The organism is Halomonas sp. R57-5 (assembly GCF_900070345.1).
In the GTDB taxonomy this organism is placed as follows: Bacteria; Pseudomonadota; Gammaproteobacteria; order Pseudomonadales; family Halomonadaceae; genus Vreelandella; species Vreelandella ventosae_B.
The window spans coordinates 20,801-46,618 of sequence record NZ_LN813019.1; the positions used below are offsets into that span (position 1 = coordinate 20,801).

27 protein-coding genes are annotated in these 25,818 nt (G+C 55.4%); 18 read left to right on the forward strand and 9 right to left on the reverse strand.

Annotation, left to right across the window (positions count from 1 at the left end; translation table 11 throughout):
- The first annotated feature begins 52 nt into the window (after window positions 1-52).
- The 4 genes from gmk to HALO_RS00120 all read left to right on the forward strand — a co-directional run bounded on the left by gmk (window position 53) and on the right by HALO_RS00120 (window position 3,701).
- Entirely contained in the window at window positions 53-685 is a 633-nt protein-coding gene (gene gmk / locus HALO_RS00105; protein ID WP_050712780.1) for a guanylate kinase, read from the forward strand.
- A gap of 94 nt (window positions 686-779) precedes the next feature.
- Window positions 780-1,037, forward strand: a complete 258-nt coding sequence (gene rpoZ / locus HALO_RS00110) for a DNA-directed RNA polymerase subunit omega (RefSeq protein ID WP_050712781.1) — start codon at window positions 780-782, stop codon at window positions 1,035-1,037.
- A gap of 32 nt (window positions 1,038-1,069) precedes the next feature.
- Window positions 1,070-3,214, forward strand: coding sequence for a RelA/SpoT family protein (locus tag HALO_RS00115; protein ID WP_035582272.1), 2,145 nt, complete (start codon window positions 1,070-1,072; stop codon window positions 3,212-3,214).
- 97 nt (window positions 3,215-3,311) lie between these two features.
- The gene (locus tag HALO_RS00120) at window positions 3,312-3,701 is read left to right on the forward strand and encodes a RidA family protein (RefSeq protein ID WP_035582271.1); all 390 of its coding nucleotides are present in this window, start codon (window positions 3,312-3,314) and stop codon (window positions 3,699-3,701) included.
- A 9-nt stretch (window positions 3,702-3,710) separates the two neighbouring features.
- On the opposite strand, the gene HALO_RS00125 is transcribed toward HALO_RS00120, so the two are convergent.
- Window positions 3,711-4,592 carry an SDR family oxidoreductase gene (locus HALO_RS00125; protein ID WP_050712782.1) on the reverse strand — a complete coding sequence of 294 codons (882 nt, stop codon included), beginning with the start codon at window positions 4,590-4,592 and terminating at the stop codon, window positions 3,711-3,713.
- 203 nt (window positions 4,593-4,795) lie between these two features.
- On the opposite strand from HALO_RS00125, the gene HALO_RS00130 reads away from it, so the two are divergent.
- Both HALO_RS00130 and recG read left to right on the forward strand, forming a co-directional pair.
- The gene (locus HALO_RS00130) at window positions 4,796-5,725 is read left to right on the forward strand and encodes a hydrogen peroxide-inducible genes activator (RefSeq protein ID WP_035582267.1); all 930 of its coding nucleotides are present in this window, start codon (window positions 4,796-4,798) and stop codon (window positions 5,723-5,725) included.
- A complete protein-coding gene (recG, locus tag HALO_RS00135) occupies window positions 5,722-7,800 on the forward strand; it encodes an ATP-dependent DNA helicase RecG (protein WP_035582265.1) in 2,079 nt (692 codons plus the stop codon). Before HALO_RS00130 ends, recG begins: the two co-directional genes overlap by 4 nt.
- Here the strand turns inward: recG and yccS are convergent.
- Window positions 7,797-10,013, reverse strand: a complete 2,217-nt coding sequence (gene yccS, locus HALO_RS00140) for a YccS family putative transporter (protein WP_050712783.1) — start codon at window positions 10,011-10,013, stop codon at window positions 7,797-7,799. The two genes, recG and yccS, sit on opposite strands and share 4 nt — an antisense overlap.
- Window positions 10,014-10,232: 219 nt before the next feature.
- On the opposite strand from yccS, the gene HALO_RS00145 reads away from it, so the two are divergent.
- The 5 genes from HALO_RS00145 (at window position 10,233) to HALO_RS00165 (ending at window position 15,283) form a co-directional block, all read left to right on the forward strand.
- Window positions 10,233-11,051: a DUF3100 domain-containing protein gene (locus tag HALO_RS00145; RefSeq protein ID WP_035582261.1), complete on the forward strand. Its 819-nt coding sequence runs from the start codon at window positions 10,233-10,235 to the stop codon at window positions 11,049-11,051.
- On the forward strand, window positions 11,038-11,532 hold the full coding sequence (locus tag HALO_RS00150) for a hypothetical protein (protein ID WP_081899118.1): 495 nt from the start codon (window positions 11,038-11,040) through the stop codon (window positions 11,530-11,532). The genes HALO_RS00145 and HALO_RS00150 overlap by 14 nt, the downstream gene beginning before the upstream one ends.
- Before the next feature lie 10 nt (window positions 11,533-11,542).
- Window positions 11,543-12,700 (forward strand): M20 aminoacylase family protein, encoded by a 1,158-nt coding sequence (locus HALO_RS00155; protein ID WP_035582258.1) that lies wholly within the window; start codon window positions 11,543-11,545, stop codon window positions 12,698-12,700.
- A gap of 130 nt (window positions 12,701-12,830) precedes the next feature.
- The gene (locus HALO_RS00160; RefSeq protein WP_035582256.1) at window positions 12,831-13,736 is read left to right on the forward strand and encodes an NAD(P)-dependent oxidoreductase; all 906 of its coding nucleotides are present in this window, start codon (window positions 12,831-12,833) and stop codon (window positions 13,734-13,736) included.
- Window positions 13,733-15,283: an aldehyde dehydrogenase family protein gene (locus tag HALO_RS00165; RefSeq protein WP_050712784.1), complete on the forward strand. Its 1,551-nt coding sequence runs from the start codon at window positions 13,733-13,735 to the stop codon at window positions 15,281-15,283. Before HALO_RS00160 ends, HALO_RS00165 begins: the two co-directional genes overlap by 4 nt.
- On the opposite strand, the gene HALO_RS23400 is transcribed toward HALO_RS00165, so the two are convergent.
- The 5 genes from HALO_RS23400 to HALO_RS00185 form a co-directional block, all read right to left on the reverse strand.
- Window positions 15,262-15,705, reverse strand: coding sequence for a substrate-binding domain-containing protein (locus HALO_RS23400; protein WP_231896775.1), 444 nt, complete (start codon window positions 15,703-15,705; stop codon window positions 15,262-15,264). The genes HALO_RS00165 and HALO_RS23400 overlap by 22 nt on opposite strands.
- Entirely contained in the window at window positions 15,671-16,207 is a 537-nt protein-coding gene (locus HALO_RS23405) for a LysR family transcriptional regulator (RefSeq protein ID WP_231896776.1), read from the reverse strand. The genes HALO_RS23400 and HALO_RS23405 overlap by 35 nt, the downstream gene beginning before the upstream one ends.
- A 13-nt stretch (window positions 16,208-16,220) precedes the next feature.
- Complete coding sequence (locus HALO_RS00175) at window positions 16,221-16,577, reverse strand: hypothetical protein (protein ID WP_050712785.1); 357 nt, start codon at window positions 16,575-16,577, stop codon at window positions 16,221-16,223.
- On the reverse strand, window positions 16,577-16,849 hold the full coding sequence (locus tag HALO_RS00180) for an HU family DNA-binding protein (RefSeq protein WP_035582245.1): 273 nt from the start codon (window positions 16,847-16,849) through the stop codon (window positions 16,577-16,579). Before HALO_RS00180 ends, HALO_RS00175 begins: the two co-directional genes overlap by 1 nt.
- Window positions 16,850-16,958: 109 nt before the next feature.
- Window positions 16,959-18,149 carry an NAD(P)/FAD-dependent oxidoreductase gene (locus HALO_RS00185; protein WP_050712786.1) on the reverse strand — a complete coding sequence of 397 codons (1,191 nt, stop codon included), beginning with the start codon at window positions 18,147-18,149 and terminating at the stop codon, window positions 16,959-16,961.
- A gap of 77 nt (window positions 18,150-18,226) precedes the next feature.
- On the opposite strand from HALO_RS00185, the gene HALO_RS00190 reads away from it, so the two are divergent.
- The 7 genes from HALO_RS00190 to HALO_RS00220 all read left to right on the forward strand — a co-directional run bounded on the left by HALO_RS00190 (window position 18,227) and on the right by HALO_RS00220 (window position 24,346).
- Complete coding sequence (locus HALO_RS00190) at window positions 18,227-18,850, forward strand: chorismate--pyruvate lyase family protein (RefSeq protein ID WP_035582241.1); 624 nt, start codon at window positions 18,227-18,229, stop codon at window positions 18,848-18,850.
- Window positions 18,851-18,885: 35 nt separating this feature from the next.
- A complete protein-coding gene (gene ubiA, locus HALO_RS00195) occupies window positions 18,886-19,776 on the forward strand; it encodes a 4-hydroxybenzoate octaprenyltransferase (protein ID WP_050712788.1) in 891 nt (296 codons plus the stop codon).
- Between the two features lie 125 nt (window positions 19,777-19,901).
- Window positions 19,902-20,591, forward strand: coding sequence for a phosphate regulon transcriptional regulator PhoB (phoB, locus tag HALO_RS00200; RefSeq protein WP_007112280.1), 690 nt, complete (start codon window positions 19,902-19,904; stop codon window positions 20,589-20,591).
- A gap of 2 nt (window positions 20,592-20,593) precedes the next feature.
- The gene (gene phoR / locus HALO_RS00205) at window positions 20,594-21,880 is read left to right on the forward strand and encodes a phosphate regulon sensor histidine kinase PhoR (protein ID WP_050712789.1); all 1,287 of its coding nucleotides are present in this window, start codon (window positions 20,594-20,596) and stop codon (window positions 21,878-21,880) included.
- 305 nt (window positions 21,881-22,185) lie between these two features.
- The gene (locus HALO_RS00210) at window positions 22,186-22,491 is read left to right on the forward strand and encodes a hypothetical protein (RefSeq protein ID WP_035582233.1); all 306 of its coding nucleotides are present in this window, start codon (window positions 22,186-22,188) and stop codon (window positions 22,489-22,491) included.
- A 644-nt stretch (window positions 22,492-23,135) separates the two neighbouring features.
- Window positions 23,136-23,438 (forward strand): hypothetical protein, encoded by a 303-nt coding sequence (locus tag HALO_RS00215; RefSeq protein WP_035582232.1) that lies wholly within the window; start codon window positions 23,136-23,138, stop codon window positions 23,436-23,438.
- A gap of 584 nt (window positions 23,439-24,022) precedes the next feature.
- Window positions 24,023-24,346, forward strand: coding sequence for a hypothetical protein (locus HALO_RS00220; RefSeq protein WP_050712790.1), 324 nt, complete (start codon window positions 24,023-24,025; stop codon window positions 24,344-24,346).
- Between the two features lie 93 nt (window positions 24,347-24,439).
- On the opposite strand, the gene HALO_RS00225 is transcribed toward HALO_RS00220, so the two are convergent.
- Window positions 24,440-24,934, reverse strand: coding sequence for a copper chaperone PCu(A)C (locus HALO_RS00225; RefSeq protein WP_050712791.1), 495 nt, complete (start codon window positions 24,932-24,934; stop codon window positions 24,440-24,442).
- 127 nt (window positions 24,935-25,061) lie between these two features.
- The gene (gene cysZ / locus HALO_RS00230; RefSeq protein ID WP_050712792.1) at window positions 25,062-25,778 is read right to left on the reverse strand and encodes a sulfate transporter CysZ; all 717 of its coding nucleotides are present in this window, start codon (window positions 25,776-25,778) and stop codon (window positions 25,062-25,064) included.
- Window positions 25,779-25,818: the final 40 nt, after the last annotated feature.

Consider the following 25,818-nt stretch of genomic DNA (forward strand, 5'->3'; position numbering starts at 1 on the left):
GTTTACTACGTTTTCCGCTGCTTATTTTCGCTAACTGAAGGGAAAGTACTTCATGTCCCAAGGTACGCTGTTTATCGTTTCTGCCCCGTCGGGTGCTGGCAAGACTAGCTTGGTGCGTGAGCTAATCGAAAGCCTGGATGGGATTCAAGTGTCGGTGTCGCACACTACGCGTGCCAAGCGCGAGGGTGAGGTGGATGGCGTGAATTACCATTTCACCAATGTGGCCGAGTTTGAAGCGATGATCGCGCGGGGTGAGTTCTTTGAGTATGCCAAAGTATTTGATAATTACTACGGCACCTCACGCCAGGCGGTAGAGGTATTGCTGGCGGCAGGGCAGGACGTGATTCTGGAAATCGACTGGCAGGGCGCTCATCAGGTGCGCGAGCAAATGCCGGATGCGGTATCGATTTTTATTCTGCCGCCGTCGCGCAACGAGCTTGAGCGACGCCTTGCTAGCCGCGGTACCGATGAGCATGCAGTGATTGCTCGTCGCATGCGCGATGCGGTTAGTGAAATGTCCCATTACCACGAATATGATTACCTCGTTGTTAACGATGACTTCACCACGGCGCTGCAGGAGKTACAGTCGCTGGTGATCAGTCGCCGTTTGAGTCGACCGGTAATGAGCGAGCGCCATGCGCCGCTGTTGGCTGCGCTCTTGTCACAGGCGCCTACGGTCGAGTAATCTATCTGGTTCTACATCTTTTTTTCACTGGGTCGRCGCCGTTTTCAACGTTTAAACGGCGTCGGCCCGGTTCCGTCATAACAGGAAGGCTCCCATGGCTCGCGTAACCGTTGAAGATTGTCTTGAAAATGTTGAAAACCGTTTCAAGCTGGTAATGATTTCCMCCCAGCGTGCTCGCCAGCTGGCGCGCGGCTCCCGCGATGCCCTGCTACCTTGGGAAAACGATAAACCCACAGTGATGGCGCTGCGTGAAATTGCCGCAGGTCTGGTCGATCACACCGTGCTCGACGAACCCGTTGAAGCCGCTGTCCGTCCGCGCCCGGCTATGGCGCCTACTCATATCGACGACTAACGTTTTCAACGAAACCGATAGAGGCGCGGTAGATGTTCACCATTGATGACCTGGCCGATAGACTCGGCGGCTATTTACCCTCGGATGAAATCCAGCAGGTCAAACGCGCCTTTTACTACGCTGAGCAGGCTCACGACGGCCAGCGGCGCCGTTCCGGTGAGCCTTATGTTACCCACCCGCTGGCGGTGGCGAATATTCTTGCCAATATGCACATGGATCATCAAAGCCTGATGGCCGCCATGCTGCACGATGTTATCGAAGACACCGGCGTTTCCAAAAAAGCCCTGGAGTCACAGTTTGGCAAACCGGTAGCCGAATTGGTGGATGGGGTATCTAAACTTACCCAAATCACCTTTGAAGACAAAGCCGTTGCTCAGGCGGAAAACTTCCAAAAGATGGTGCTGGCGATGTCGCGGGATATTCGCGTCATCATCGTTAAGCTGGCCGACCGGCTGCACAATATGCGCACCCTGGGCGCCCTACGCCCGGATAAGAAGCGCCGAATTGCCCGTGAAACCCTGGAAATATATGCCCGTATTGCCGGGCGGCTGGGTATTAACACTATTCGCGTTGAGCTTGAGGATCTCTCCTTTCAAGCGATCCACCCCATGCGTTCCGAGCGCATTAAGCGCGCTGTCGCAAAAGCGCGGGGGAACCGGCGCAGTGCCATGCGTGAGATTCAGTCGTCGCTGCAAAAAAGCCTCGACGACGACGCGCTTAATGGCACGGTAATTGGGCGCCAGAAGCATCTGCTGTCGATCTATAAAAAGATGCGCGACCAGCGTAAGCCCTTTACGGAAATAATGGACGTGTTTGGGTTTCGCATCATTACCGAAGATGTGGCCAGCTGCTACCGTATTTTGGGCGTGGTGCATAACCTTTATAAGCCAGTGCCCGGGCGCTTTAAAGACTATATCGCGATTCCCAAAGCCAACGGCTACCAGAGCCTGCACACCACCCTCTTTGGCTCCCGCGGTATGCCCATTGAAGTGCAGATACGTACCCGCGAAATGGAAGCCATGGCCAATAACGGCATCGCCGCCCACTGGCTTTACAAGGCGGGTCAGACCTCGCATCCGATTGCCGAAGGCAGCCACGCCCGGGCCCGCGCTTGGGTAAAAGGTCTGCTGGAAATGCAGCGCCACGCCGGGGATTCATTGGAATTTATCGAACACGTCAAAAACGACCTGTTCCCCGATGATATCTACGTGTTCACGCCTAAAGGCGACATTATGGAGTTGCCACAAGGCGCGACCGTGATCGACTTCGCCTACACGGTGCACACGGATATTGGTAATAACTGCATCGCTTGCCGTATTGACCGCCATTTGGCGCCGCTCTCGACGCGCTTAGAGAGCGGCCAGACGTTGGAAATTATCACCGCCCCCGGTGCCAAGCCCAATCTTGCCTGGTTGAACTTTGTGACCACCGCAAAGGCGCGTTCGGCGATACGCCACGCGCTGAAGTATCAGCAGCAGACCGAAGCGGTCATGTTAGGGCGGCGCTTGCTCAACAAAGCCCTGGCACCGTTTGATACCAGCCTGGAAGAGCTGGATGAGAGCGCCCTTAAACGGGCCTTCAAAGAGCTGGATGTCTCTTCCGAAGAGTCACTCTTGGAGTCGCTGGGGCTAGGTAACCGCATGACCCATGTGGTGGCACGGCGGCTAGTGGCTGCCGCTCACGGCGATACTTACGAGCATTCAGTGGACGTTGAAGGCAGCAAAGCCGTGATGATCAGCGGCAGTGAAGGCATGGTGGTCAACTTTGCTCGCTGCTGCCATCCGCTGCCGGGCGACCCGGTGGTCGGCCATCTCTCTACGGGTAAAGGCTTGGTGGTGCATCGCGCCGAGTGTAAAAACGTGATTGATAAGAACTTTGCCGATAAAAACGACCCCGATAAGCTGTTCGCGCTGGAGTGGTCGGATACCATTGATGAAGACTTCCCGGTTGCGCTGCGCATAGAAATTGAGAGCCGGAGAGGGCTGGTCGCAGAGCTTGCCGGGCTGGTTACCGATGCCGATGCCAACATTGAACGGATTGGCATTGAAGAACGCGATGCCCACCTTTCCACCGTTAACCTGACGCTTTCGGTGAAAGGCCGCGTGCACTTGGCACGCATCATTAAACGCATCCGTAATCTTCCCAACGTTGGCAAGATAACCCGACTCGCCAATTAACGGCGACTATCACGATATGCCGATAAAAATCGGCAGCGATCGCTATTTTTCAGTATCAAATAATTAAGTGTTACCTACTACAGGAGCGAACCAACGTATGAGCAATAAGGCTGTTATCAACACCAGCAAAGCCCCTGCGGCTATCGGCCCATACTCCCAGGCCATTAAAGCGGGCAACACGGTGTATCTTTCCGGCCAAATTCCGCTGGATCCCGCCACCATGGCGATTGTCTCTGAGGATTTTGAAGCCCAGGCGCGCCAAGTCTTCACCAACCTGCAAGCGGTATGTGAAGAAGCGGCGGGCTCACTCAGCGATATCGTCAAGCTGAACCTGTATCTGGTGGACTTGGATAACTTTGCAATTGTTAACCAAGTGATGGAAGAGTTCTTCACCTCTCCTTTCCCCGCCCGGGCCGCGGTCGGCGTGAAAGCGCTGCCCAAAGGCAGCCAGGTGGAAGCAGAAGCGGTCATGGTCATCGGTGATTAAGGTTGTTTCTTAAACCTTATTGAGCTCTAGAAAACCACCCTCTTTCAGCACCTGGGCATAACCTTCGCGGTAGCTGGGGAAGCGGAACTGATAGCCAGTGCTCAATATGCGCTGGTTATCGCAGCGCTTGCTAGTTCGCCGGCGTAAAGGTGACTGCATGGTCTCAGTAGCCTCTACTTTAAGCTGCTCGGCCAGCCACATCATGACGTTATGCATGGTGACCGGTTCGCAGTCGCTACCCAGGTAGATATCTGCCAGCGTTTCACCACTCTCCTGATAGCGAATCAGGTGGGCAAGAATGCCGGTGCAATCGTCGCGGTGGATGCGGTTGGAGTAGACCMCAGGCGTGATTGCAGCCACACGACCTTCAGCCACCTGATGAATCAGCCGGTCGCGGCCTGGGCCGTAAATGCCGGAAAAGCGCACCACTGTACCGGGTAGCGCATGATTGATCAGCGCCTGTTCGGCTTCGCACATTAGGGTGCCAGAGAAGCTGGTCGAATCGGGCGGGGTCTCTTCGTTGACCACTTCGCCTTCCTGCTGGCCGTGTACGCTGGTTGATGAGACAAAAAACACCCGACGCGGCGGCGTTTTGTGCTGCTCCATCACGCTCAACACGCGCTTTAAGCCGTCAGGATAAGCGCTTTGATAGGCGCTCTCTTCGAAACGGTCAGCGCTGACGGTATACACCACATAATCAGCTTGGGGCAAGCTTTTGGCATCGGCGTCTTCAAGGCTCTCCAGGTCTAACGCTAGCGGTTTAATCCCGGTGCCTTGTAAAGCTTCTACGTTGCGACGTAAGCCAATCACCTGGTGTCCTTCCTCAAGCAGTTCGCGCCCAAGGTTGATCCCAATATCGCCACAGCCGATAATCAGTACGGTTAGCTTCACCGTGCTTACTCCTCTTGATTAATATTCCCTATTAGATACAAAGTCTCTACCAAATATGAGATTGTCGATGAGAAGACCGACGGCAGAGCTTGCTTGTCCTTTTCCATCCCGCTGACGGTCATGATGCTAGGTCTTGCATACACATCCTATTTTATACAAACCCTAGTCACGAGCTGCTACGAGAGGATGCCACTGGCACCGCTATGACTTTAACAGAACTTCGCTACATCGTAACCCTTGCCCAGGAGCGTCACTTTGGCCGGGCGGCAGAACGCTGCCATGTTTCGCAGCCCACGCTCTCGGTGGCGGTGAAAAAGCTGGAAGAAGAGCTCGAAACGCCGCTATTTGAGCGCTCCAAGTCCACTGTACAGGTTACCCCGCTGGGTGAAAAAATCGTTGCCCAGGCCCAGCGTGTGCTGGAGCAGAGCAGCCTGATTTTTGAGCTCGCAAGCGCAGGTAAAGATCAGCTGGCCAACCCGCTGCGCATTGGCGCGATTTACACCATTGGGCCCTATCTGTTTCCCCATCTGGTGCCAGCCCTGGCTAACGCAGCACCGCAAATGCCGCTGTATATTGAAGAGGGTATGACCGGTACGCTGCGCGCCAAGCTGAGAAGCGGCGAGCTGGATGTGATTATTGTCGCGCTGCCGTTTACCGAAACCGATGTGGTAACCAAACCGATCTACGACGAAGCCTTTGAAGTATTAATTCCCGCCAACCACCCCTGGGTCGAGCGGGAAGCGATTAACAAAGAGGACTTGCTTGAAGAACGGCTGCTGCTGCTTGGCGAAGGTCACTGCTTCCGCGATCAAATTTTGGAAGCCTGCCCGGCGATTACCCAAAAGCTCAATAGTCCCAACAATACGCTGATCGCCGAAGGCGGCTCGCTGGAAACTATTCGCCATATGGTGGCCTCTCGTTTGGGTATCACGGTGCTGCCGCAGTCAGCGCTGGGCACCGACCAGTATGAAAATGCCATGCTGGTCAGTCGACCGTTTGTTGACCCAGCGCCGTCACGTACCGTGGCGATCGCCTGGCGGGCGAGCTTTCCCCGGCCCAAAGCCATTGAAGCGCTGATTCAGGCGATCAGCCATTGCCGCCAACCTACCAAAGCCGTGAAAAGCGCCCCATGAGCGATCTCTCCGCGCCAATAACCGCGCTGAAGGGCGTGGGCGAAGCGCTGGCGCTGAAACTTGGCCGGTTGGGGATCGAGCGGGTGAGCGATCTGCTGTTTCACCTGCCGCTACGCTATCAGGATCGTACCCGGCTGACGCCCATAGGCCTCCTTCGTGCGGGGCAGGAGGCGGTGATAGAGGGCGAAGTGACCGCTTGCGACGTGGTCAAAGGTCGACGCCGCAGCCTGCTGGTGCGCCTGCGCGATGCCAGCGGTATCTTAAGCCTGCGCTTTTTTCACTTCTCACCGGCCCAGCAGCAACAGATGCGCCCTGGCGCCACGGTGCGGGCTTTTGGCGAAGCGCGGGCTGGGGCGACCGGTTTAGAGATCTACCACCCGGAATACCGGCTCATTGGCGGTAGTGAAACCCCGGTGGAGGAGTACTTCACGCCCATTTACCCCACCACCGAAGGCTTGAACCAGCCGCGGCTACGCGCCCTGGCGCAGCAGGCGCTGGGTTTACTGGACGACGCCCCCGAGGCCTTGCCCGATGTAATACCCGATGCCCTACTTCAGCGCTTTCAGCTACCGGGCCTCCACGCCAGCCTGCATTTACTGCACCAGCCACCGCCCGATGTGAATATCGAGCAGTTAACCTTCGGTCAGCACCCGGCCACTCGGCGGCTGGCGCTGGAAGAGCTGCTCGCCCATCAATTAAGCCTGCGCGAAGTGCGCCTGCGTATCCAGGCGGATGGCGCGCCAACGCTGCCCTCTGGGCGCAGCCTGCAGGCGCGCTTCTTGGCCCAATTGCCGTTTGCCTTAACCGGTGCCCAGCGCCGCGTGTTGGAGGAGATCGGCCACGATTTAAGCCGCCCGGCGCCTATGCTGCGGCTGATTCAAGGCGATGTCGGCTCGGGCAAGACCGTGGTGGCCGCCATGGCCGCGCTGAGCGCCCTGGCGGGCAACTGCCAGGCGGCAATCATGGCGCCGACGGAAATCCTCGCAGAGCAGCATTACCGCTCGTTTAAAGCCTGGTTTGAGCCACTGGGCATCGAAGTGGCGTGGCTGGCGGGCAAGCTCAAAGGCAAAGCGCGGCTGGATGCCAAGGCGGCGATCGCCGATGGCCGCGCGCGCATGGTGGTGGGTACCCACGCGCTGTTTCAAGACGATGTGCACTTCCAGTGTTTGGGGCTGGCGATTATTGACGAGCAGCACCGCTTTGGCGTGCATCAACGCTTGGCGCTACGCGAGAAGGGCGAGGCGGGTGGGCTGACGCCGCACCAGTTGATTATGACCGCCACGCCGATCCCCCGCACTCTGGCCATGAGTGCCTACGCGGATCTGGATGTTTCAGTGATCGATGAGCTACCCCCCGGCCGTACGCCGGTAAAAACCGTGGTAGTGCCCGACGAGCGCCGCCCTGAAGTCGTGAAACGCATACAGTTAGCCTGCAGCGAAGGCCGCCAGGCCTACTGGGTATGTACCTTGATTGATGAATCCGAGGTGTTGCAGTGCCAGGCCGCCGAGGTCACCCGCGACGAGCTAACTGTTGCCTTGCCTGAGCTGGCGGTGGGGTTGGTTCACGGGCGGATGAAATCAAGCGAGAAAGCCGAAGTCATGACCGCCTTCAAAGCGGGCGAGCTAGACTTATTGGTGGCCACTACGGTGATCGAGGTAGGGGTGGATGTCCCCAACGCCAGCCTGATGATTATCGAAAACCCCGAGCGGCTGGGGCTTTCCCAGCTGCACCAGCTACGTGGCCGGGTAGGGCGTGGCAGCACAGAGAGCTTCTGCGTACTGCTCTACCATCCACCGCTGTCGAAAAGCTCCCGCCAGCGCTTAGCGGTCATGCGCGAAACCACCGACGGCTTCCGCATTGCCGAAAAAGACCTGGAAATTCGCGGCCCCGGCGAAGTCCTCGGCACTCGACAAACTGGCTTGGCGCAGATGAAAATTGCCGATTTGGAGCGCGATGCCGATTTGTTAGAGCGAGTCACAGCGCTCGCTCAAACGCTACAGGGCAACGCAGACATCACCGCTGTGCTGGTGCGTCGTTGGCTGGGCGAAGCGGCAGGGCGTTATGGGCAGGTTTAGGCGTTAGCGGTGGCACTGTTTGGCGTGTGATCTTCATTGCCGCTTCCCACCAATCGATTAGCGGCTTCGCCCAGCGGGGCCAATTGCTCGGTAATCAAACGTAGCTGGCTCTGGATAGGKCGGTAGAGAGTGACCGCTTGTTCGTCTGCTGCTACCGCATTCTGCTCTTCTAACTGGGCTAACAGTTCAGCGGCTTGATCCGTTAGCGCCTCAACCGGCTGGCGCTGGCGTAATCGTTCCGCAATCTGACCCAACAGCTCACCGATACGTTTTGCTACCGGCACCAGTGTGGCGTCGTCTTCATCGTCTGCTAACTGGTGGCGATGGGCGCCCAGGGCAGAGAGGTGGCTAAGCAGGGTGTTGGAGAGCACCAGAAAGCGTAGGCCGTTGTCTGCATCCAGCTTTCGGTAGTGTCCTGGTTCGTGGAGCATATTAGTGAGCAAGGTGGAGAGCGCCGCGTCGGCGTTATGGGCATTGCGCCGCGCTAGGCGATAGGCCAAGTCATCCTGCTTGCCCTCCTCGTACTGGTGGATGATCTCGTCCAGGTAGCGGCGGTGATTGGTCAGCGCGTTGGCGGCCTCCCGGTAAAGTCTCCGGCCCTGCCAGTCGGGTAGGATAAAAAACACCGCCAAGCCCGCAATCAGCGAGCCCAGCAGGGTATCGAGTAGGCGCGGCAGGATTAGGTTATAGCCGTCGCCCACTTGGTTGAAGCTGCACAGCACCAGCAGGGTGATGGACGCCGTGGCGATCACGTAGTGTTTTTCGCGGTTGGCGAAAAACGAAACCCCGGCGGCCACGGCGATTATGCTTTGCACTAGCGGATGCGGAAAGAGACTGATCGACGCCCAGCCCACCACCAGGCCTAATACCGTGCCAATAATCCGCTGTGACAAAAATCGTCGCGTGGTAGCAAAGTTGGGCCGACAGACAAACAGCGTGGTGAGCAGAATCCAAAAGCCCTGCGCCGGGTCGATCCACTGCATGATCCCGTAGCCGGTCATTAGCGCGATGGAGAGCCGCACCGCGTGACGAAAGGKGGGCGAGCCTAGGGTAAAGTTCAAGCGCACCCGCTTCCACGCTTCCAGCAAGCTCGACGGCGAGCGATCAAACAGCGAACTGTCACGCCGCTCATCGCTGACGCCAGGGTTGTGGGCGCTGGCGAGCTGGTTTTCCAGCGTGGCCAGGTTGTCAGCTAGGGCGCTTAAGGGGTATAGCAGCGGGCGCCATTCGGGCTTGCCCCGGTCGCGCAAGTTCTCAATTGAAGCGTGTAAATCAGCCAGCGCCTCTTCGCTCTGCTGGTGGTCGAACGGCCTATTGAGTAGCAGCGATTTGGCCAACTGACGGCATGAGCGACCCTGCTGATCCAGCAGCCGCTGACAGCGAAACAGTACATCGTGGTGAAAGAATGCTTTGCTGAGCGCGCTGTAGGGGTAGTGGGTGGAGCTGGCGCGTTCGTGAATATCTTGGGCGATAAAGTAGATGCGCAGGTAGCGGTTGAGTTTTTGGTCGCCGCGCTGGCCCTCTAAGCGTCTGAAAATCATCTCTTTAGCTTGGTTGAGCGCATCGACGACTTTGCCGTTCTGGCGCGCCAGGGCCACCCGGCGGGCTTCCACATCCACACCGCGTACCGGTTCAAATAGCGCTGATTTGAGTATCAGAAACTCGCCCAGCGCTTTGTACACCCGCGCCATGCTCTGCTTGACCGGCTGGCGGGAGAACAGCGCGCACCACACCACCGAAATTAACCCGTACCACACCGCACCCGCCAATAGCAGCAGTTGGCGTGCCGCCACGTCTTCATCGACCCCGCCGTGCTGCTCGATATTGATCATCGAGTAGATCGACAGTATCAGCGTGCCAGAGGCAATAGTGGCGTACCGTTGGCCGATGGCGCCGAGCATAATCAGGGTAAAGGTCGAAAGGCCCAGCCCGACTACAAACAGCCACGGCCAGGGAAACAGCCACTGGACAATAAATGATGCCGAGGTAAAACATACCAGCGTTACCAACAGGGCTTGCAAGCGGCCTTGCCAGCTGTCGTCAGTTTCAGACAGCGCGCAGGCAATAATGCCCAGGAAAAGKGGAATCACTAGCGCTACATCGCCCATCAAGCCGCTGAACAACAGAGCTCCGCTGAACGCTATAAAAACGCGCAGGCTATAGGCGAATTTATCCAGCGTCCAAAGGCGCCGTAGCGGCAAAGTAATCGGCATAGAGGCTCTTATGAATGGTTATTAGACTTTAGTATATAGGCGTAGGCGTTGGATGTCGCTACTCGGCTATCAACGCTTGACCACTTTGGCGGTGCTGCACAGATTCCTCTATAACCTACAACGTTTAAGTGTTCTAAAAAATAGCGCACTAAAGCCCTATGATTGAAACAGTAACCTTTCGATACTCAGAGTGACTCTAAAAAAAACAGGGACACTCCTATGGATCTCAAACTGCTGCTGGACTGGCGTCTTCATCTCACGGTGATTGTGACGTCAATGTTTGCCGAGTGGATCGGCATCGTGCGCATCCCCCTCGGGCCTGGAACACTACTGTTACTACCGCTGCTCTACGCCTTTGTGATTGGCGTTTTGTTTAACCCTCACCTTTTTTCGGCCATGGGTAAGGTCATTCCCAAACCGGTCAGCAATGCCGCAGGGCCTATCATTCTGATCGCTATCCTGCCGTTTATTGCCAAGTTCGGCTCCACCATTGGCCCCGCCATTGAGCAAATTATCGCCGCTGGCCCAGCGCTGATACTCCAGGAATTGGGTAATTTGGGCACCATGCTGATCGCGCTACCCTTTGCGGTATTAGTGCTCAAAATGGGCAGGGAAGCGATTGGTGCTACCTACTCTATCGCCCGCGAACCCAATATTGCCATTATTTCAGACCGTTATGGCCTCAGAAGCCCTGAAGGTATCGGCATTATGGGCGTTTACGTCGTGGGCACCATGTTCGGTACGCTCTACTTTGCCTTAATGGCGGGCTATATCGCCTCGCTGGATATTCTCGATATTCGTGCTCTGGCCATGGCCTGCGGCGTGGGCAGCGGCAGCATGGTGGCGGCGTGTTCGGCAGCCTTAGCCGAAGCGGTACCGGCTTCCAAAGATGAACTGCTCGCCTTCGCCGGGGCTAGCAACCTGCTTACCTATGCCACCGGCCTGTATATCTCGCTGTTTATCGCGCTGCCGGTCACTGAGTGGATGTACAAGCGCTTAAAAGGCTCACGTCAGGAGGTTAGCCATGAAAACTCATGAGAGCACGGTCGATCAGTTTGATGCCGAAGCGCTGAAAGAGCTGCGCCCGGAAAACCAACTCGGTAAAACAGCTTTAGTTCTGGCAGCGGTATGTATCGCTGCGTGGTTTAGCAATATCGTCAACGGTTCGCCGCTGCTAGACGCGCTGCCCGGCATGCTGATTTTGTATGTGATGGTCATCATCGGCTTGGTGATCGGGCGTTTTTGCCCCTTTTATTTGCCCAGCGTGGCGTGGGTGTCGCTGATTAGCATTATCGCCACGCTGCCGTTTTTTCCTGGCAACGGCTGGATCATTGCGCGATTAGCCGAGGTGGATTTCCTGGCAGTGGTAACCCCCGTGTTGGCCTATGCAGGGCTAGCGCTTACCGGGCGCGAGTTTGCTATGTTCAAGCAAACCGGCTGGAAGCTGGTGATTGTTGCCCTGCTGGTCTTCACCGGTACCTTTATCGGCTCTGCCGTTGTCGCCCATGTAATGCTTTAAGGATAGGCCGATGGCTACCCCAGTTCATTTACCGGATAGTTCAGAATTAACCGCGTGGCGCCACGATTTTCACCAACACCCGGAAACCGCGTTTGAGGAGCACCGCACCAGCGCGCGCATTGCCACGCTGCTCAATGAGTGGGGCTTTGAGGTGGCTAGCGGGATTGCCGGTACCGGCGTAGTGGCGACCTTGGATGGCCGCTTGGGGGAAGGCAAAACTATCGGCCTGCGGGCTGATATCGATGCCCTGGATATCCGCGAGGAGACCCAGCTGGCGTACGCCTCGCAAACGCCCGGCAAGATGCACGCCTGCGGCCACGATGGCCATACCACCATGCTATTGGGCGCCGCCTGGGCGTTAAAGCAGCAGCCGGATTTCAAAGGCCGGGTGGTGTTTATCTTTCAACCTGCCGAAGAGAACGCCGGTGGCGGGCGGGTGATGGTCGAAGAGGGCCTGTTCGAACGCTTCCCCATGGATGCGGTTTACGGGCTGCACAACTGGCCGGGCCTGCCCGTCGGTGTCGCAGCCGTGCACGATACCGACGTAATGGCTGCCTTTGATATCTTTAGCCTGACGCTGACCGGTAAAGGCTGCCACGCGGCGATGCCGCACTTAGGGACTGATACGGTATTGGCGAGCTGCCAACTGATCAGCCAACTGCAAGGATTGGTGAGCCGCGAAACGCCGCCGGATAAATCCGCGGTGTTGAGTATTACCAGCATTAATGCGGGGGATACGTTCAATGTGATTCCCGAACAGGTAGCGCTGCGTGGCACGCTGCGTTGCTTCGATATGGCGCTTAAAGAGCACTTAGAGGCACGCTTTAAGCAGGCGATTGCCAGCTTAGCTGAGTTCCACGGTTTAACTGTTGAGTTGGACTACCAGCGCTGCTACCCCGCCACTATCAATACGCCGGAACATGCTCAGCACTGCGCCACGGTGCTGGAAGACTTACTCGGTAGCGATAACGTGCGGCGTAACCCACCGCCGAGTATGGCCTCAGAAGATTTCTCGTTTCTACTTGCCGAGCGCCCAGGTGCTTATATCTGGATGGGCAACGGCGAGGAGTCCGCTTCGTTGCACAACCCGCGCTATGACTTCAACGACGCGCTGCTGCCACTAGGGGCGCGCTATTGGGTGGAGCTGGTAAGGGCGCTGCTCGCCTAAATCGAACGTTAAACCTAAACAACCAGCGTTATTCGCTCTCTGATGCCCAACGGGTAGGGGAGCGTCTACGCCAAATATCTATACCAAACATAGCGTCTCGTTATCAAAAAGGCGCTTAGGGAGTTTTAGGATGTCTTTAATAACTGAGCCTTTAACCATTACCGTCATCGGGCTGGGGCAGATGGGTGGCAATATGGCGCTCACCCTTAAAGCAGCAGGGTTTGAAGTAACGGGTAGCGATCTATTTGAGCCAGCGCGTTTGCGGCTTGCTGCCCAAGGCTTAGCCGTAGTGGCACCCGAAGAACTGCCTGCAAGCGATGTGTACCTGCTGTCGCTGCCTACTTCCGCCCATGTGCGCGAAGTGATTGAGAAATCACCGGGCTTACTTACGCTGGCGCCAAAAAGCAGCGTGATTGTTGATACGTCGACAAGTGATCCTCAGGTTAGTCGAGAACTGGCCGAAAAAGTAACCGCAGCGGGCCTTCAATGGCTAGACGCGCCGGTAAGCGGCGGCCCGAAAGGTGCTGCCAGCGGCAAGCTGGGCATGCTGTTAGGGGGCGATGAGGCCACTATTGATCGGGTGATGCCGATGCTAGAGGCGATGTCAGCCAAGCGCACCCATGTGGGTGGCCCAGGCAGTGGCCATGTGGTCAAGCTCGCCAATAATTACCTGTGTGCGGCGCACTTGCTGACCACCGCCGAAGCCGTTGCTATGGCAGCCAAGGCGGGCGTTGATCCCACTGCCTGTTTGGCGGGCATCAATAGCGGCTCGGGGCGCAGCGCGATAAGCGAGGTGAATTTCCCCGAGTGGATAGTGAACGAGCGTTTTGATTCAGGTTTTACCACCGGCTTGATGCGAAAAGACCTGCGCTTAGCGCGCGATGCCGCCGAGCAGTTGGGAATTCCGGCGATCCTGTTGCAAGCCGTAGTTGATGCCTGGCACGCCAACGCCGATAACCCCGCCGATAGCGACGACTTTAACCATATCACCACGCCGATTTTAGCGCGCGCCACTCAAGCGGAGGGCAACCAATGAACGCACTCAGCCAACACGCTAGTGATCATCTTACCGAACTGCTCGAAGGTTTCGGATTAGCCGCTGCCACGCCACTGAGTAATTGGGTTAACGGTGAATTAGTCGCGGGAGAAGGGGAATCGATCACCCTGACTAACCCGGCCACAGGCGAAACGCTGGTGAGCTACCGCGATGCGGGGGCTGCGTTGATTGAGCGAGCTACTCACGCTGCCCAGCGAGGCCAGCGTGAATGGATGACATTAACCGCCAGCGAGCGAGGGCGACGCATGAATGCGGCACTTCGCGGCCTTGAGGGCCATGAAGAGGCGCTGGCGCAGCTGGAAAGTGTCGTTGCCGGTAAGCCGGTTCGCGACTGTCGGGCCGAAGTTGGCAAAGTGCGCGAGATGTTTGAATACTATGCAGGCTGGTGCGACAAGCAGCACGGCGAAGTGATTCCAGTGCCCMCTTCGCATCTTAACTATGTGCGCCACGTGCCCTATGGCGTGGTGGGGCAAATTACCCCCTGGAACGCGCCGATGTTTACCTGTGCCTGGCAGCTGGCCCCGSCCATTGCCGCAGGTAACGCAGCCGTATTGAAGCCCTCTGAGTTAACCCCGTTCTCATCAGTGGTGATTGCCAAGTTACTTGAAAGCGGCGGGCTCCCTAAAGGGCTKATCAATATCGTCAACGGGCTGGGCAAAACGACTGGTGCGGCGCTGACCGATCACTCCACCATCAGCAAGCTGGTGTTTGTCGGCTCGCCCCAAAGTGGCCGCCTGATTGCCGAGGCGGGTGCACGACGGTTGGTGCCCAGCGTGTTAGAACTGGGGGGCAAATCAGCCAACATCGTATTTGCCGATGCCAAGCTGGATGAGGCCGTGGCAGGAGCCCAGGCGGCGATTTTTGCCGCGGCCGGCCAGAGCTGTGTGGCGGGTTCGCGGCTGCTGATTGAGCGCGCGGTATTTGAGCAGGTTACCACCCGCCTAGCGCGCGCAGCAGAACAGATTCCGGTCGGCCTGCCCAGCGATGAAGCGACGCGTATGGGCCCTCTGCAGAATCGCCGTCAGTTTGAGCAGGTAACGCGCATGATTGACGCGGCGGTAGCCGCTGGAGCGCGGCTATTGACCGGCGGCAAGCGCCCGGTAGGACTGCCTGACGAGGCCCAAGGCTACTTTATCGCCCCTMCCGTACTGGTCGATGTCACCGCAGATATGGAAATTGCCCAGCAAGAGGTGTTTGGCCCGGTGCTGGTAGCCATGGCCTTTGACGATGAAGCTGAGGCTATTCAACTCGCTAACGAAACACGCTTTGGTTTGGCCGGTGCGGTATGGAGCCAGGATGTGGCCCGGGCTCATCGTGTCGCCGGGCAACTGCGTGCGGGTACCGTGTGGATCAATAGCTATAAAGCAATCAGCGTCATGTCACCGTTTGGTGGCTTTGGCGATAGCGGCTTTGGTCGCTCCAGCGGCTTGGATGGCCTGCGCGAATATACTGTGCCACAAAGCGTCTGGGTGGAAACGGCGCCAGAGGCCAGCGTGGCGTTTGGTTACGGTAGCGGCGTTGGTTGATCGCTTACCGAACCGGGTTCTCGGAAGGCCTGCATCCAGCGCTGCAAGTGGCGTAGCAACAGTATGCAGGCCTTGGGCTGCTGGCGGCCTACGCGGGTGACCATATGCGCATGGGAACGCTGAAAGAGCGGGTTGTCCACCGGGCGTGCTACCAGTGTGCCGAGCTCTAAATCATGGGCGACGGCAAAGGCGGGGAGCAGCGTGATGCCCATCCCGCTGCGCACATACTGCGCCAACACCACCATGGAATTGGTGTTCATTGCCAGACGTGGGGCAATTCGAGCCTGCTGAAACGCTTGATCGACCATTTGGCGCACCCCGTGGCTGGGATCCCACATGGCCATCGGCTCGGCGCTCAGTTGGGTAAGCGTAAGTGGCGTGGCGTGGTTAGCCAAGGGGTGGTCGGGTGCCAAGATCGCCATCAGCGGCTGGGGGGCTGGAGGCCCAGAAGCGAAGCTGAGGGTGGGTTCGTTCGTGGAACATTAAGCCGATATGGCTGTGATCATCAACCACGGCTTCAATAATGCCCGAGGTGCCAGCGATATGAATATTGAGCTGGATGCCCGCATAAAGKTGGGTAAATTCGTGCAGCGGGGAAGCCACTAAATCACTGACAAAACCCTCACCTACGGTGAGTGATATTCTGCCGGTTTCCAGGCGTTGGTAGGATTCAAGCGAGGCGATAAAGCCTTCATCAAGGGCACCGCGCCGTTCGCAGTACTCAAGCAGCATTTCGCCTACAGGGGTAGGCGAAATGCCATCGCGCTGACGCTCCATGAGGGTGGCTCCCAAGGCTTCTTCCAGCAGCGCAATTTGCCTGCTCACTGCCGAGGGAGCAATGTCCAAGCGCGCCGCTGCGCGGCGCACTGAGCCAGACTCCAGGGTAACGCGGAAGTACACTAAGCGTTGATGAGGTATGTCCATCGATAGTGAGGCGCTACAAATACTTGAGCAGTTTTTGCAGCTTATTCATATCGGCGGAATCACCCACCAAGCGCACGCTGCCATTCATCATACCGTCGAGAAAGGCCTGCTGAGTTGGCTTTTTKAGCACTTTCAAGGCGGTATCCTGATCACGGAAACGTAGCTCTAGATCTAAGTCGACGGGCAGCCCTTTACCGGTACTGACACTTTTCGGTGTCATCCGGTAGTGGCGGGCAATACTTAGATCTTCCGTGGCMATCCCCCAGTCCAAGCCGCGCATGCGCTCTAACTGTTCACGAAAGCGCGGCTTKCGGCGCAGGGCACGTTTGAGCATTACGCCCAGCAGCCACAGCGTCAGCTTGAGCTTCATTAGGAAACGGCGTCCTTAAGTGCTTTGCCAGGCTTAAAGGCAACGTTTTTGCTGGCCGGAATTTGCAGTGGTGCACCGGTCTGCGGGTTTTTGCCGGTACGCGCTGCGCGCGCGCGAACGGTAAAGGTACCAAAGCCAATCAGAGCGACATCTTCGCCCTTAGCACAACTGTTGGTGATCTCATCCAGAATCACGTTCAGCACTTGGCCAGCTTTATCTTTAGAAAGGTCGGCATTTTCAGCGATGGCTGCAGCGAGTTCAGGTTTGCGCATAAAGGAATCTCCCCTTTTGAAAAGAAATCAAACATCAAATAAATGCATGTTGTTGAGTGCGTAGCCGATTAGGTTAGCTTTTCTAGCCTAGTCGTGAACGCGACGAAAATCAGCCTAGCAGCGTAGGGGCTGCTCTGGAAAGCTCCMCTTTCCTTCTCACGCAGCCCCCTGTCAACGCAAAACCAATCAAACGACCGTATTTATTTTCAGCCAAGGCACTGATATCACCGCCTTCGCCTTCAATTCGCCAACGCTCGGGGGTGGTCGCCGGTGGGTAGGCAACCACTGGCAGCAGCGGCGTTTTAACCACCACCGGCCAAGCGCCAAAGCTAACCGGGGTGTGGGTGCCTGAAAGGGTTGCCGCCAGCGCTTTAGCGCTGGCTTGCAGCGGCTGAACGTACATGGCATTAACGCCGTCTACGCAGGCTACATCGCCCAGGGCGTAGATATTGGAGTGCGAAGTCCGCAACTGACGATCAACCGCTATGCCGCTAGGCGACACGCTTAAACCAGCAGCTTCGGCGAGCGCTGTGCGGGGTGCGAGGCCGGTGGCCATTAGCACGAGATCAGCGTTGACGGCCTCGCCGCTATCCAACCGCAGAACAGTATTTTCACCGCTGCTGAGCGCTATAGACTCAATTGAGCGGCCAAGGTGAAGATGGATACCCGCTTCGCTAAAGGCATCACCCAGGGCGTTCCCTAAGGGTGGTGGCAGCAAGCGAGGAAGTAGGGATCCCTCGGGGGCGACGATGCTGACTTGATGACCGCCAGCGTGAAGATCATTGGCAAATTCACAGCCCACTAGTCCCCCGCCAATAATCGCTACCTGTGCGGGGCCGTGGCCTAACGCGGTATAAAAGCGGCGGTAGTCGTCTAGGTCGTTGATCGTAAAGCAACGTGGGGCCACGCTGGCGTCGATGCTGAAGGGCACCCGTGGCGCGGCGCCAGTGGCTAATACCAGTGTGTCGTAGCCGAGCACCTGGCCTTCTTTGAGCAGTATTGATTGGTTATCCACATCCAGAGCGCTTACCTGGGTGTGGATAACCACCTGGGCGTTGAGCTCTTCGCCAAGCTGCGCTGCGCTGCGCTGGGCTAATTGATCCGGCTTCAGGCCCTTGGCGAAGCCGGTGGAGAGCAACGGCTTGCTATAGTCATCGCCGCTGTCMGCGCTTACCAGCGKAATCGAGCGTTGGTCGCCCAGGCGGCGCAAGGCGCGGGCAAGGCCAACCCCTGCCATGCCAGTGCCAATAATCACCAGCGCAGCGTGTGAAGATGTTTTTTGTGCTTGGGTGGCGGGCATGCAGACACCAAAAAGTTGCTAAGAAAGAGGCGCTAAACTAGAGCTGCTAAAAAAGGTGTTGAAACAAAAGCCTTTCATTGCCCCATGTTACACTAGCTGACCCGTTTATTGCCCTGGAGAACTTGGTGACGCCTGCTGCTTTTCGGCAAACCCCTCTATTTTCGCGCTGGCGCCAGATTGATGCGGCCCGCCCGGCGATGAGTGCCCCCTGGTGGCAGTGGGTTGCCTCTACCGACTCATTAACCGCCCGTTTAATGGCCGCGGGGGGCGATAAGCCTTTTCGAGTACGGCTGCTACGCCAGGGCGTCGGTTGGCCGCGACAGGATGAGGCTCAGGCGCTGGGCATTGGTGCTAAGCGTTACGCTTGGCTGCGGGAAGTGGCGCTGTGTTTAGATGAAACGCCGTGGGTGGTGGCGCGCTCGGTCGCCCCGCTCACGCAGGTAAAGGGCCAACGGCTAGAGAGCTTGGGCGAGCGCTCGCTAGGTAGTTGGCTATTTCGCCAGCCGGGTTTAGTGCGTGGGCCATTGGAAGTAACGACGCATTCCCCCCAGTTTGCTAGCGTCAACGGCATACGGGAAGGCTGTGCCTGGGGAAGGCGCTCCGTTTTTTATCACGGCTGCAAGCACGGCAGTCTGTCGTTATTAGTGCAAGAGTATTTTTTGACGGCGATGGCGGATGATCTTGGCCTGCCTTCGCGCTAGGCTAGCGCCTGCATCTTATTCTTCGTGAGGTAAGCATGGATCGTTCACTGTTGCGGCCGAAGGGATGGGCTCGCGTGGCAGATTTTTTACAGCTGATGCGCTTGAATCGGCCGATAGGCACATGGCTTTTGATGTGGCCGACGCTGTGGGCACTTTGGGTCGCTGCAGAAGGCGTGCCCGGGCGAAATGTGCTGCTGATTTTCGTGGCCGGTGTTTACGTGATGCGTGCCGCGGGCTGCGTGGTCAATGACTATGCGGATCGCCMCTTTGACGGCCATGTGAAACGTACCAAAAACCGTCCATTAGCCACGGGCCGGATCAGCGAAACCGAGGCGCAGCTGCTGTTTATTGCCCTGGTGGCCGCGGCGTTTATTCTGGTACTACTAACCAACTGGTTTACGGTGCTGCTCTCGCTGGGCGGGGTGCTGCTGGCGATTATTTATCCGTTTATGAAGCGCTATACCCACTTTCCCCAGGTGGTGCTGGGCGCGGCTTTTTCCTGGGCAATTCCGATGGCTTTTGGCGCCGTGCTTGGCCACGTGCCGCTGGAAGCATGGCTGCTATTCTGCGCTAATGTGTGCTGGACAGTGGCCTATGATACCCAGTACGCCATGGTCGATCGCGACGACGATTTAAAAATTGGCATTAAATCGACGGCCGTGCTGTTTGGAAACGCGGATCGTTTGATTATCGGCCTGCTCCAGTTAGCCACTCTGGGGTTGTTGGCCTGGGTAGGCTGGCGGGTTGGTTTAGGTGGATTCTTCTGGTTAGGGCTTGCGGCCATGGCGGCGACTTTCCTGCATCAGCAGCGCTTAATTCGCTATCAGGAGCGGGATCCCTGCTTCCAGGCGTTTCTCAATAATCACTGGTCGGGGCTACTGATTTTTGCCGGTATCGCGCTAAGTTGGTGGCCTATCACTGGGTAATCTCGGCGGTTGKCATGTAACTGTCATCAAGTCATGGTGTTATCGTCATTGACATGTCATTKAACTGTTTTTCTTTGAATTCGCTTTCTTTGAACTAGTTTTTTCGAACACCGTGAGGCTCTGGTATGACCGCCAAGACCGTTCTGATTGTCGATGATGAAGCGTCGATTCGCGAGATGATCGCGGTAGCGCTGGAAATGGCTGACTATCGCGTGCTCGAAGCGGATAATGCCCAAGATGCTCATGCTATGGTGGTTGACCACCAACCCGATCTACTGCTGCTGGACTGGATGATGCCGGGCACTAGCGGAATTGAGCTGGCAAGGCGCTTAAAGCGTGAAGAAGCTACCGCCGAAATTCCTATTATTATGCTCACCGCTAAAGGCGAAGAGGATAATAAAATTCAAGGGCTTGAAGCCGGTGCCGATGACTATATCACCAAGCCCTTTTCACCCCGGGAATTGGTGGCTCGGTTAAAGGCGGTGCTGCGCCGTGCGACCCCGCGTGGGGTTGAAGACCCGATAGAGATTAACGGTCTGCTACTTGATCCGGTAAGCCACCGGGTCAGCGCCCACGGCAAAGCGCTGGAAATGGGGCCTACCGAGTACCGTTTGCTGCAGTTTTTTATGACCCATCAAGAGCGCGCTTACACGCGTAGCCAACTGCTTGACCAAGTGTGGGGCGGCAACGTCTACGTCGAAGAACGCACGGTCGATGTGCATATTCGCCGCTTGCGCAAAGCGCTGGGCGACGTGCATCAAAACCTGATTCAAACGGTTCGGGGTACCGGTTACCGTTTCTCTGCACGGGTGTAAATGTGCGTTTATGGAGTCGTGAGCTGTGGCGAATAGCGTGGCTGTCCACGCTGGGTACTTGCTTAGGTTGGCTATTGGGCTCGGCTGGGCTAGGGCTTTCGGCAGGGCTAGCGGTATGCCTGTTTTACCATTTACGTCAGTTGCGCGAGCTCTACCAGTGGCTCACCCTTCACCCACACGATGAGCCGCCTGCTGCTCGCGGAATGTGGGGCGAGKTATTTGACCGCTTATACCGCTATCAAAAAAGCCAGCGTATTACCCAAAGCCGTCTGCGCGCTACCTTAGCGCGTATTCAAGAGTCGTCTGAAGCGATGCGCGACAGCGTGGTCATGCTTGACCGTCACGGTGATCTGGAGTGGTGGAACAGCGCTGCCACCGCCATGCTAGGGCTACAAACCGCCCATGACCGTGGTCAGCACATTACCAATCTGCTGCGCGATCCAAGCTTTATCAGTTACTTTAATGCGCGTAACTACAGTGAGCCATTAACGCTAACCTCGCCGATTGATGAACGGCGAATTCTGCAGTATCAAATTACCCTGTACGGTGACGATGAACGCTTGGTGATGGCGCGCGATATCACCCGCTTGCATCGCCTTGAGCAGATGCGGCGCGACTTTGTTGCCAATGTCTCCCACGAGCTGCGCACTCCTTTGACCGTGCTCTCCGGCTATTTGGAAACCTACAGTGATATTGCCGATCAGTTGCCGCCGCGATTAGGTCGTAGTATCCAGCAAATGCAGGAACAGACCCAGCGGATGCAGAATTTGGTCAATGACTTATTGCTGCTTTCGCGTCTGGAGATTGATCAGGGCGGTAAAGATCATCACCCGCTGCCACTTGGGCCTTTACTACAAAGCGTTTGTGATGATGCGCTGGCCCTGTCGCATCAGCGGCATACCATCACAGTGGCGCTTGAAAGCGATGCGCGGCTGTTAGGTAGCGAACAGGAAATTCGCAGCGCCGTCTCTAATCTGGCCTTTAATGCGGTGCGCTACACGCCAGCAGGCAGCCAAATCACACTGCGCTGGAAAGCTAGCGCTACTGGCGGGGGCTATATAGATGTTGAAGACAATGGTGAAGGGATTGATCCCGTTCATATTCCCCGCTTAACCGAACGCTTTTACCGAGTCGATAAGGGGCGCAGCACTGCGACCGGTGGTACAGGCTTAGGCTTGGCGATCGTTAAGCACGTGCTATTGCGTCACGATGCACAGCTGCAAATTGAATCTCATCCCGGCAAGGGCGCGCTGTTTCGCTGCTCCTTCCCCTCCTCGCGTCTGGKTTAATTAAGCAAAGGATCCAACGCACAACATTTGTAGAAGTGTGCAATATTGGCATGCAAGGTTGGTAAAACTTACTCATGTGTCATTTTTATACAGCTTTAAGCGCCAATTGATGGCTTGGGTAGTATTTCTTTGGTATAGCGGTTATTTGTTAAGTCATTGATTTTATTTGTTTTATATTTTTATTGTGACTTTTGGCATGCCAGCTGCACTTTATTAAGTAAGGAAGATGACCGCAGGAATTGCTGGCTACTGGTTAGCCTTTCTTTCTTAACCAAGCGGTAACAAACAGCGATCGGAGGTGGAATATGATGTCCAAGGATTTTCTCAAGAAAGCTGGTATTTTAGGTGTATCTTTTGGCCTGATGGCAAGCCCATTGGCGTTTGCACAAACAGATGAAAACACTGCAATTGATGAGAACCAAGGCATCACGGCTGATGAGCAGCCAATGGATGCACAGGGTACTGGTAGCTCTAGCAGTGATAGCATGAGTAACGATTTAACCCATGACGAAGGCGATGATGCCAGCGACATGGAGCCTCAATCAAGCAGTCACTCAGATGACGCTGAATATGACGAAGATGAACTTGTTGAAGAAAATGGCGGTAGCTAATTATTGATGATTTTTTAGATATCATTGAATGCTTTTTCATAGGATGAGGAAGCGATCAACAGGATGTTATACAGACAAGGATGTGCTTCGGATTCAAGGATGAATCAATAGGAAATCAAAACGTTAGTCAGGGTAAATTCCAGGGTTGGAATCCCGCACAAGGAGTGGAAGCTAGCGTTAGTCATTACCTATAACCTATTCTGATATCGGGCCCCGCTGTGCGGGGCCTAATTTTTTGCTGTCTGCTTTTTCGCCTCCTGCTTTTTCCTTATTACTTCTGCCCACCCGCCTTCGCTGCCACTCCCTTTACAGTACTTTTTTCGTTTTTCTATAAACGCTAGCGTCTAGCGGCCTATTAGCTGTGCCTGGGTTGCTTTGCTGAGTGTGTCATAAAGGCACAGACAATTTTGCGCATGTGTCATTAGTGCACATGTAATTAGCGTGCTTTTGTTTTTATCGGCATATGATTGCGCGCAATTTAAATTGTTTAAGTATTTGATTTTTGGTTATTAACTTTTTAATTTTTGTTTTTGGCATTGCATATGCAATCTCAAGGCAGTGAAGCTAACCGCAGTGAGATATCAGCCACAGTGCCCCTCTCACTTCACTTCAGCGGTATCAAACAGTCGCCAGGAGTAAATAGTATGTTTAACGCATTTGTGAAAAAAGCAGCCGTTGTAGGTCTTTCATTTGGTTTGCTGGCCAGCCCGCTAGCCTTTGCCCATATCTCCATCGATGCCAATCAAGACTTCACGGTTGATGACGAGCCCATCCAGGCGCAGTCTCATCACACATCCGGCCAAGCAGATTTTAGCCCATCTGATCTAATGTATGACGAAGGCGACCGCCCTAATGTCGTCAAGGCAGAGTCTCATCGCACTAGTGGTCAAGCGGACTACACCGCTAAAGATTTGACCCAAGACGTAGGTGATGGAAACGTTTGGTAACAAAAGTTTGCAATTTCGAGAAAATATATTACGATTAGGTTGTGAGCTAAAAGCGTAAAAACGTGTCACACCGATAGGGATGCACGTCGATTCAAGGAATGAATCAAACGACAATCAGAGCGCTGGTCAGGGTTAAATTCCAAGGTTGGAGTCCCGCAAACGGAAAGGAAGCTAGCGCTAGTCATTGTCATAATCTTGTGTCCTTAGACCCTGCTGATGCGGGGTCTGATTTTTTGTGACACTTAAAACGCTCTTAAGCTACTATCCTCTTCGTTTGGGTGCTGTTTTCTAACGGCTCCTATCTCCATCAGCGCCGCTATTTTTCCATCAGCTCTCCGGAAGGCATGTCTGAACCAGCCGTATTGGCTATAAATAAATCGTCACATGTGTAATTGTTGCACAATTATATTTTGCAAAATAAGCTAGTGCTGCTTTTTTTTGTGCGCAATTTTATTTTTTATGTGACTGATTTGTAAGTTCTTATTGTTTATATATGAGCTTTGGCATTCAGTATGCCTTGTTAAAGCAGTAATGACCGTTCTTATTGTTATTGAGCGGTATCCAAAAATATTGAGGAGCACGTCATGTTATTGAAAGAAACGAGCAAGAAGGTTGCTATCGTAGCGACTGCTTTTGGTCTAGTCGCGAGCCCGCTGGCAATGGCGAACTCGTCCATTGAATTGAACCAAGACCGTTCCGCTGGTCAAGGKGTCATCGACAAGCCTGAAACGCATGCAACGTCACATGCAGCTCACGTATCGGCTGACGATTTGAACCGTGATGATGGCGATAGCCTGGATTTCTCGCCATCTAGCAGTGCTTCTGATAAAGGGGAAAGAGKGCAGCGTGGTGCTAATATCAGCCCAGAAGATCTGACCCGAGATGAAGGCGATAGCACTGACTGGTAACCGATAAAATAAGTGTAACTGCTAATTTAGCCGTTTCTCGTTGAAACCCCCGCTTCGGCGGGGGTTTTTGCTTTGCGTTAAAAGCAACGGTCATCAGTGGTGGTGCCCATCAGCGGCTTCACTGCCTTCTTGAGCGTTTTKGATCCAGACCTCAATCTCCACATCGCCTTGTTCAGCAAAGGTTAGCGTGAGGGGAAACTGCTCGCCCTCTTTTAGCGGTTCGGTTAAACCAAGCAGCATTAAGTGAAAGCCGCCGCCAGGACGCATGCTATAGGTTTCCTCAGCCTCGACACGAATCTCATCCMCATGCCGCATCTGCATCATATCGCCGTCCATTTGCATGTCGTGCAACTCAACGTTGCTGCTTGCCGGGCTACTGGCGCCAATCAGGGTAACGGAGTCTGAAAAGGCGGTGATATCTACATAGGCAGCGCCGTTTTCAGCACCCGGTGGGGTGGGTGTGGCGAAAGGGTGCGCAATGCGCAGAGCGTCTGTTTTTACGTCGTGGGCGAGKGCCCCAGACGCCATTGAAATAGACATGGCGCCAATCACGAGCACGCCACCCAGCCAAGCCATCGGTTTTAACATGCGTTTATTCCTTATTGTTTATTGAATGAAGGGAAATATAGCTAAAACGTAAAGGTAGCAAAGCGGCATAGCCTGGGTAATAAGCGTCTACTGCGGCGTGATGCCACGTGCCTCATTACATGCGTCATTACATGCCGTCCCTATAGTGGTCATCCCAAAGCAGCACGGCACCCGCTACAGCGCCGGGAATCAGAAATAGATTGGCGAGCGGAATCCAGGTGATTAGCGTGACCAGCCCCCCAAAACTGAGGCTTTGCCACCAGCGCTTAGCGAGTCGTTGCCGCATATCAACAAACGTTACCTTGTTGTTATCCATGGGGTAATCCAAATAGGTGATGGCCATCACCCAGGCAGAAAACAGCGCCCAGAGTAGTGGGGCAACGATATTGACGCCTGGAATCCAGCTGATCACAAACAGGCCAGCGGCACGCGGCAGAATATAGGCGAGCTTAACAAACTCTCGACCCAGGGCATCAATGGCTGTTTTAGCCAGATTTCGGTCATCAATAGGCTCACGGCCAGTAGCTTGGATTTCAACTTTGGCGGCCAAAAAGCCGTAAAAAGGGGCTGCAATCAAGCTGGTCACCAGCGTGAAGGTAAAAAACACTACTACCAACAAGCTAATCACAAACAGCGGCCAGATAAGCCAGGATAGCCAATCCAGCCAGGCGGGTACCATKCTCATCCAATGAGCTAACCAGCCATCGAAGCGGKTGAGCACAAAGCTGAACATACTCACGTAGACAATCAGGTTGACTAAAATCGGCAGGAAAATATAGCGGCGCATACCCGGCTGATACACACAGCGTGTACCTCGGCTAAGCGCAGTGACAGCATCCAGCATGTGGGGTGAACTCCTTGTGATTCAAACGTCCAGGCCGCTT

Excerpts from the sequence above, each read along its gene's own strand:
- HALO_RS00115 (WP_035582272.1), top strand. The coding sequence starts at position 1,070 with ATGTTCACCATTGATGACCTGGCCGATAGACTCGGCGGCTATTTACCC.
- HALO_RS00120 (WP_035582271.1), top strand. The coding sequence starts at position 3,312 with ATGAGCAATAAGGCTGTTATCAACACCAGCAAAGCCCCTGCGGCTATC.
- HALO_RS00130 (WP_035582267.1), top strand. The coding sequence starts at position 4,796 with ATGACTTTAACAGAACTTCGCTACATCGTAACCCTTGCCCAGGAGCGT.
- recG (WP_035582265.1), top strand. The coding sequence starts at position 5,722 with ATGAGCGATCTCTCCGCGCCAATAACCGCGCTGAAGGGCGTGGGCGAA.
- HALO_RS00145 (WP_035582261.1), top strand. The coding sequence starts at position 10,233 with ATGGATCTCAAACTGCTGCTGGACTGGCGTCTTCATCTCACGGTGATT.
- HALO_RS00150 (WP_081899118.1), top strand. The coding sequence starts at position 11,038 with ATGAAAACTCATGAGAGCACGGTCGATCAGTTTGATGCCGAAGCGCTG.
- HALO_RS00155 (WP_035582258.1), top strand. The coding sequence starts at position 11,543 with ATGGCTACCCCAGTTCATTTACCGGATAGTTCAGAATTAACCGCGTGG.
- HALO_RS00160 (WP_035582256.1), top strand. The coding sequence starts at position 12,831 with ATGTCTTTAATAACTGAGCCTTTAACCATTACCGTCATCGGGCTGGGG.
- HALO_RS23400 (WP_231896775.1), bottom strand. The coding sequence starts at position 15,705 with ATGGCGATCTTGGCACCCGACCACCCCTTGGCTAACCACGCCACGCCA.
- HALO_RS00180 (WP_035582245.1), bottom strand. The coding sequence starts at position 16,849 with ATGCGCAAACCTGAACTCGCTGCAGCCATCGCTGAAAATGCCGACCTT.
- phoB (WP_007112280.1), top strand. The coding sequence starts at position 19,902 with ATGACCGCCAAGACCGTTCTGATTGTCGATGATGAAGCGTCGATTCGC.
- HALO_RS00210 (WP_035582233.1), top strand. The coding sequence starts at position 22,186 with ATGATGTCCAAGGATTTTCTCAAGAAAGCTGGTATTTTAGGTGTATCT.
- HALO_RS00215 (WP_035582232.1), top strand. The coding sequence starts at position 23,136 with ATGTTTAACGCATTTGTGAAAAAAGCAGCCGTTGTAGGTCTTTCATTT.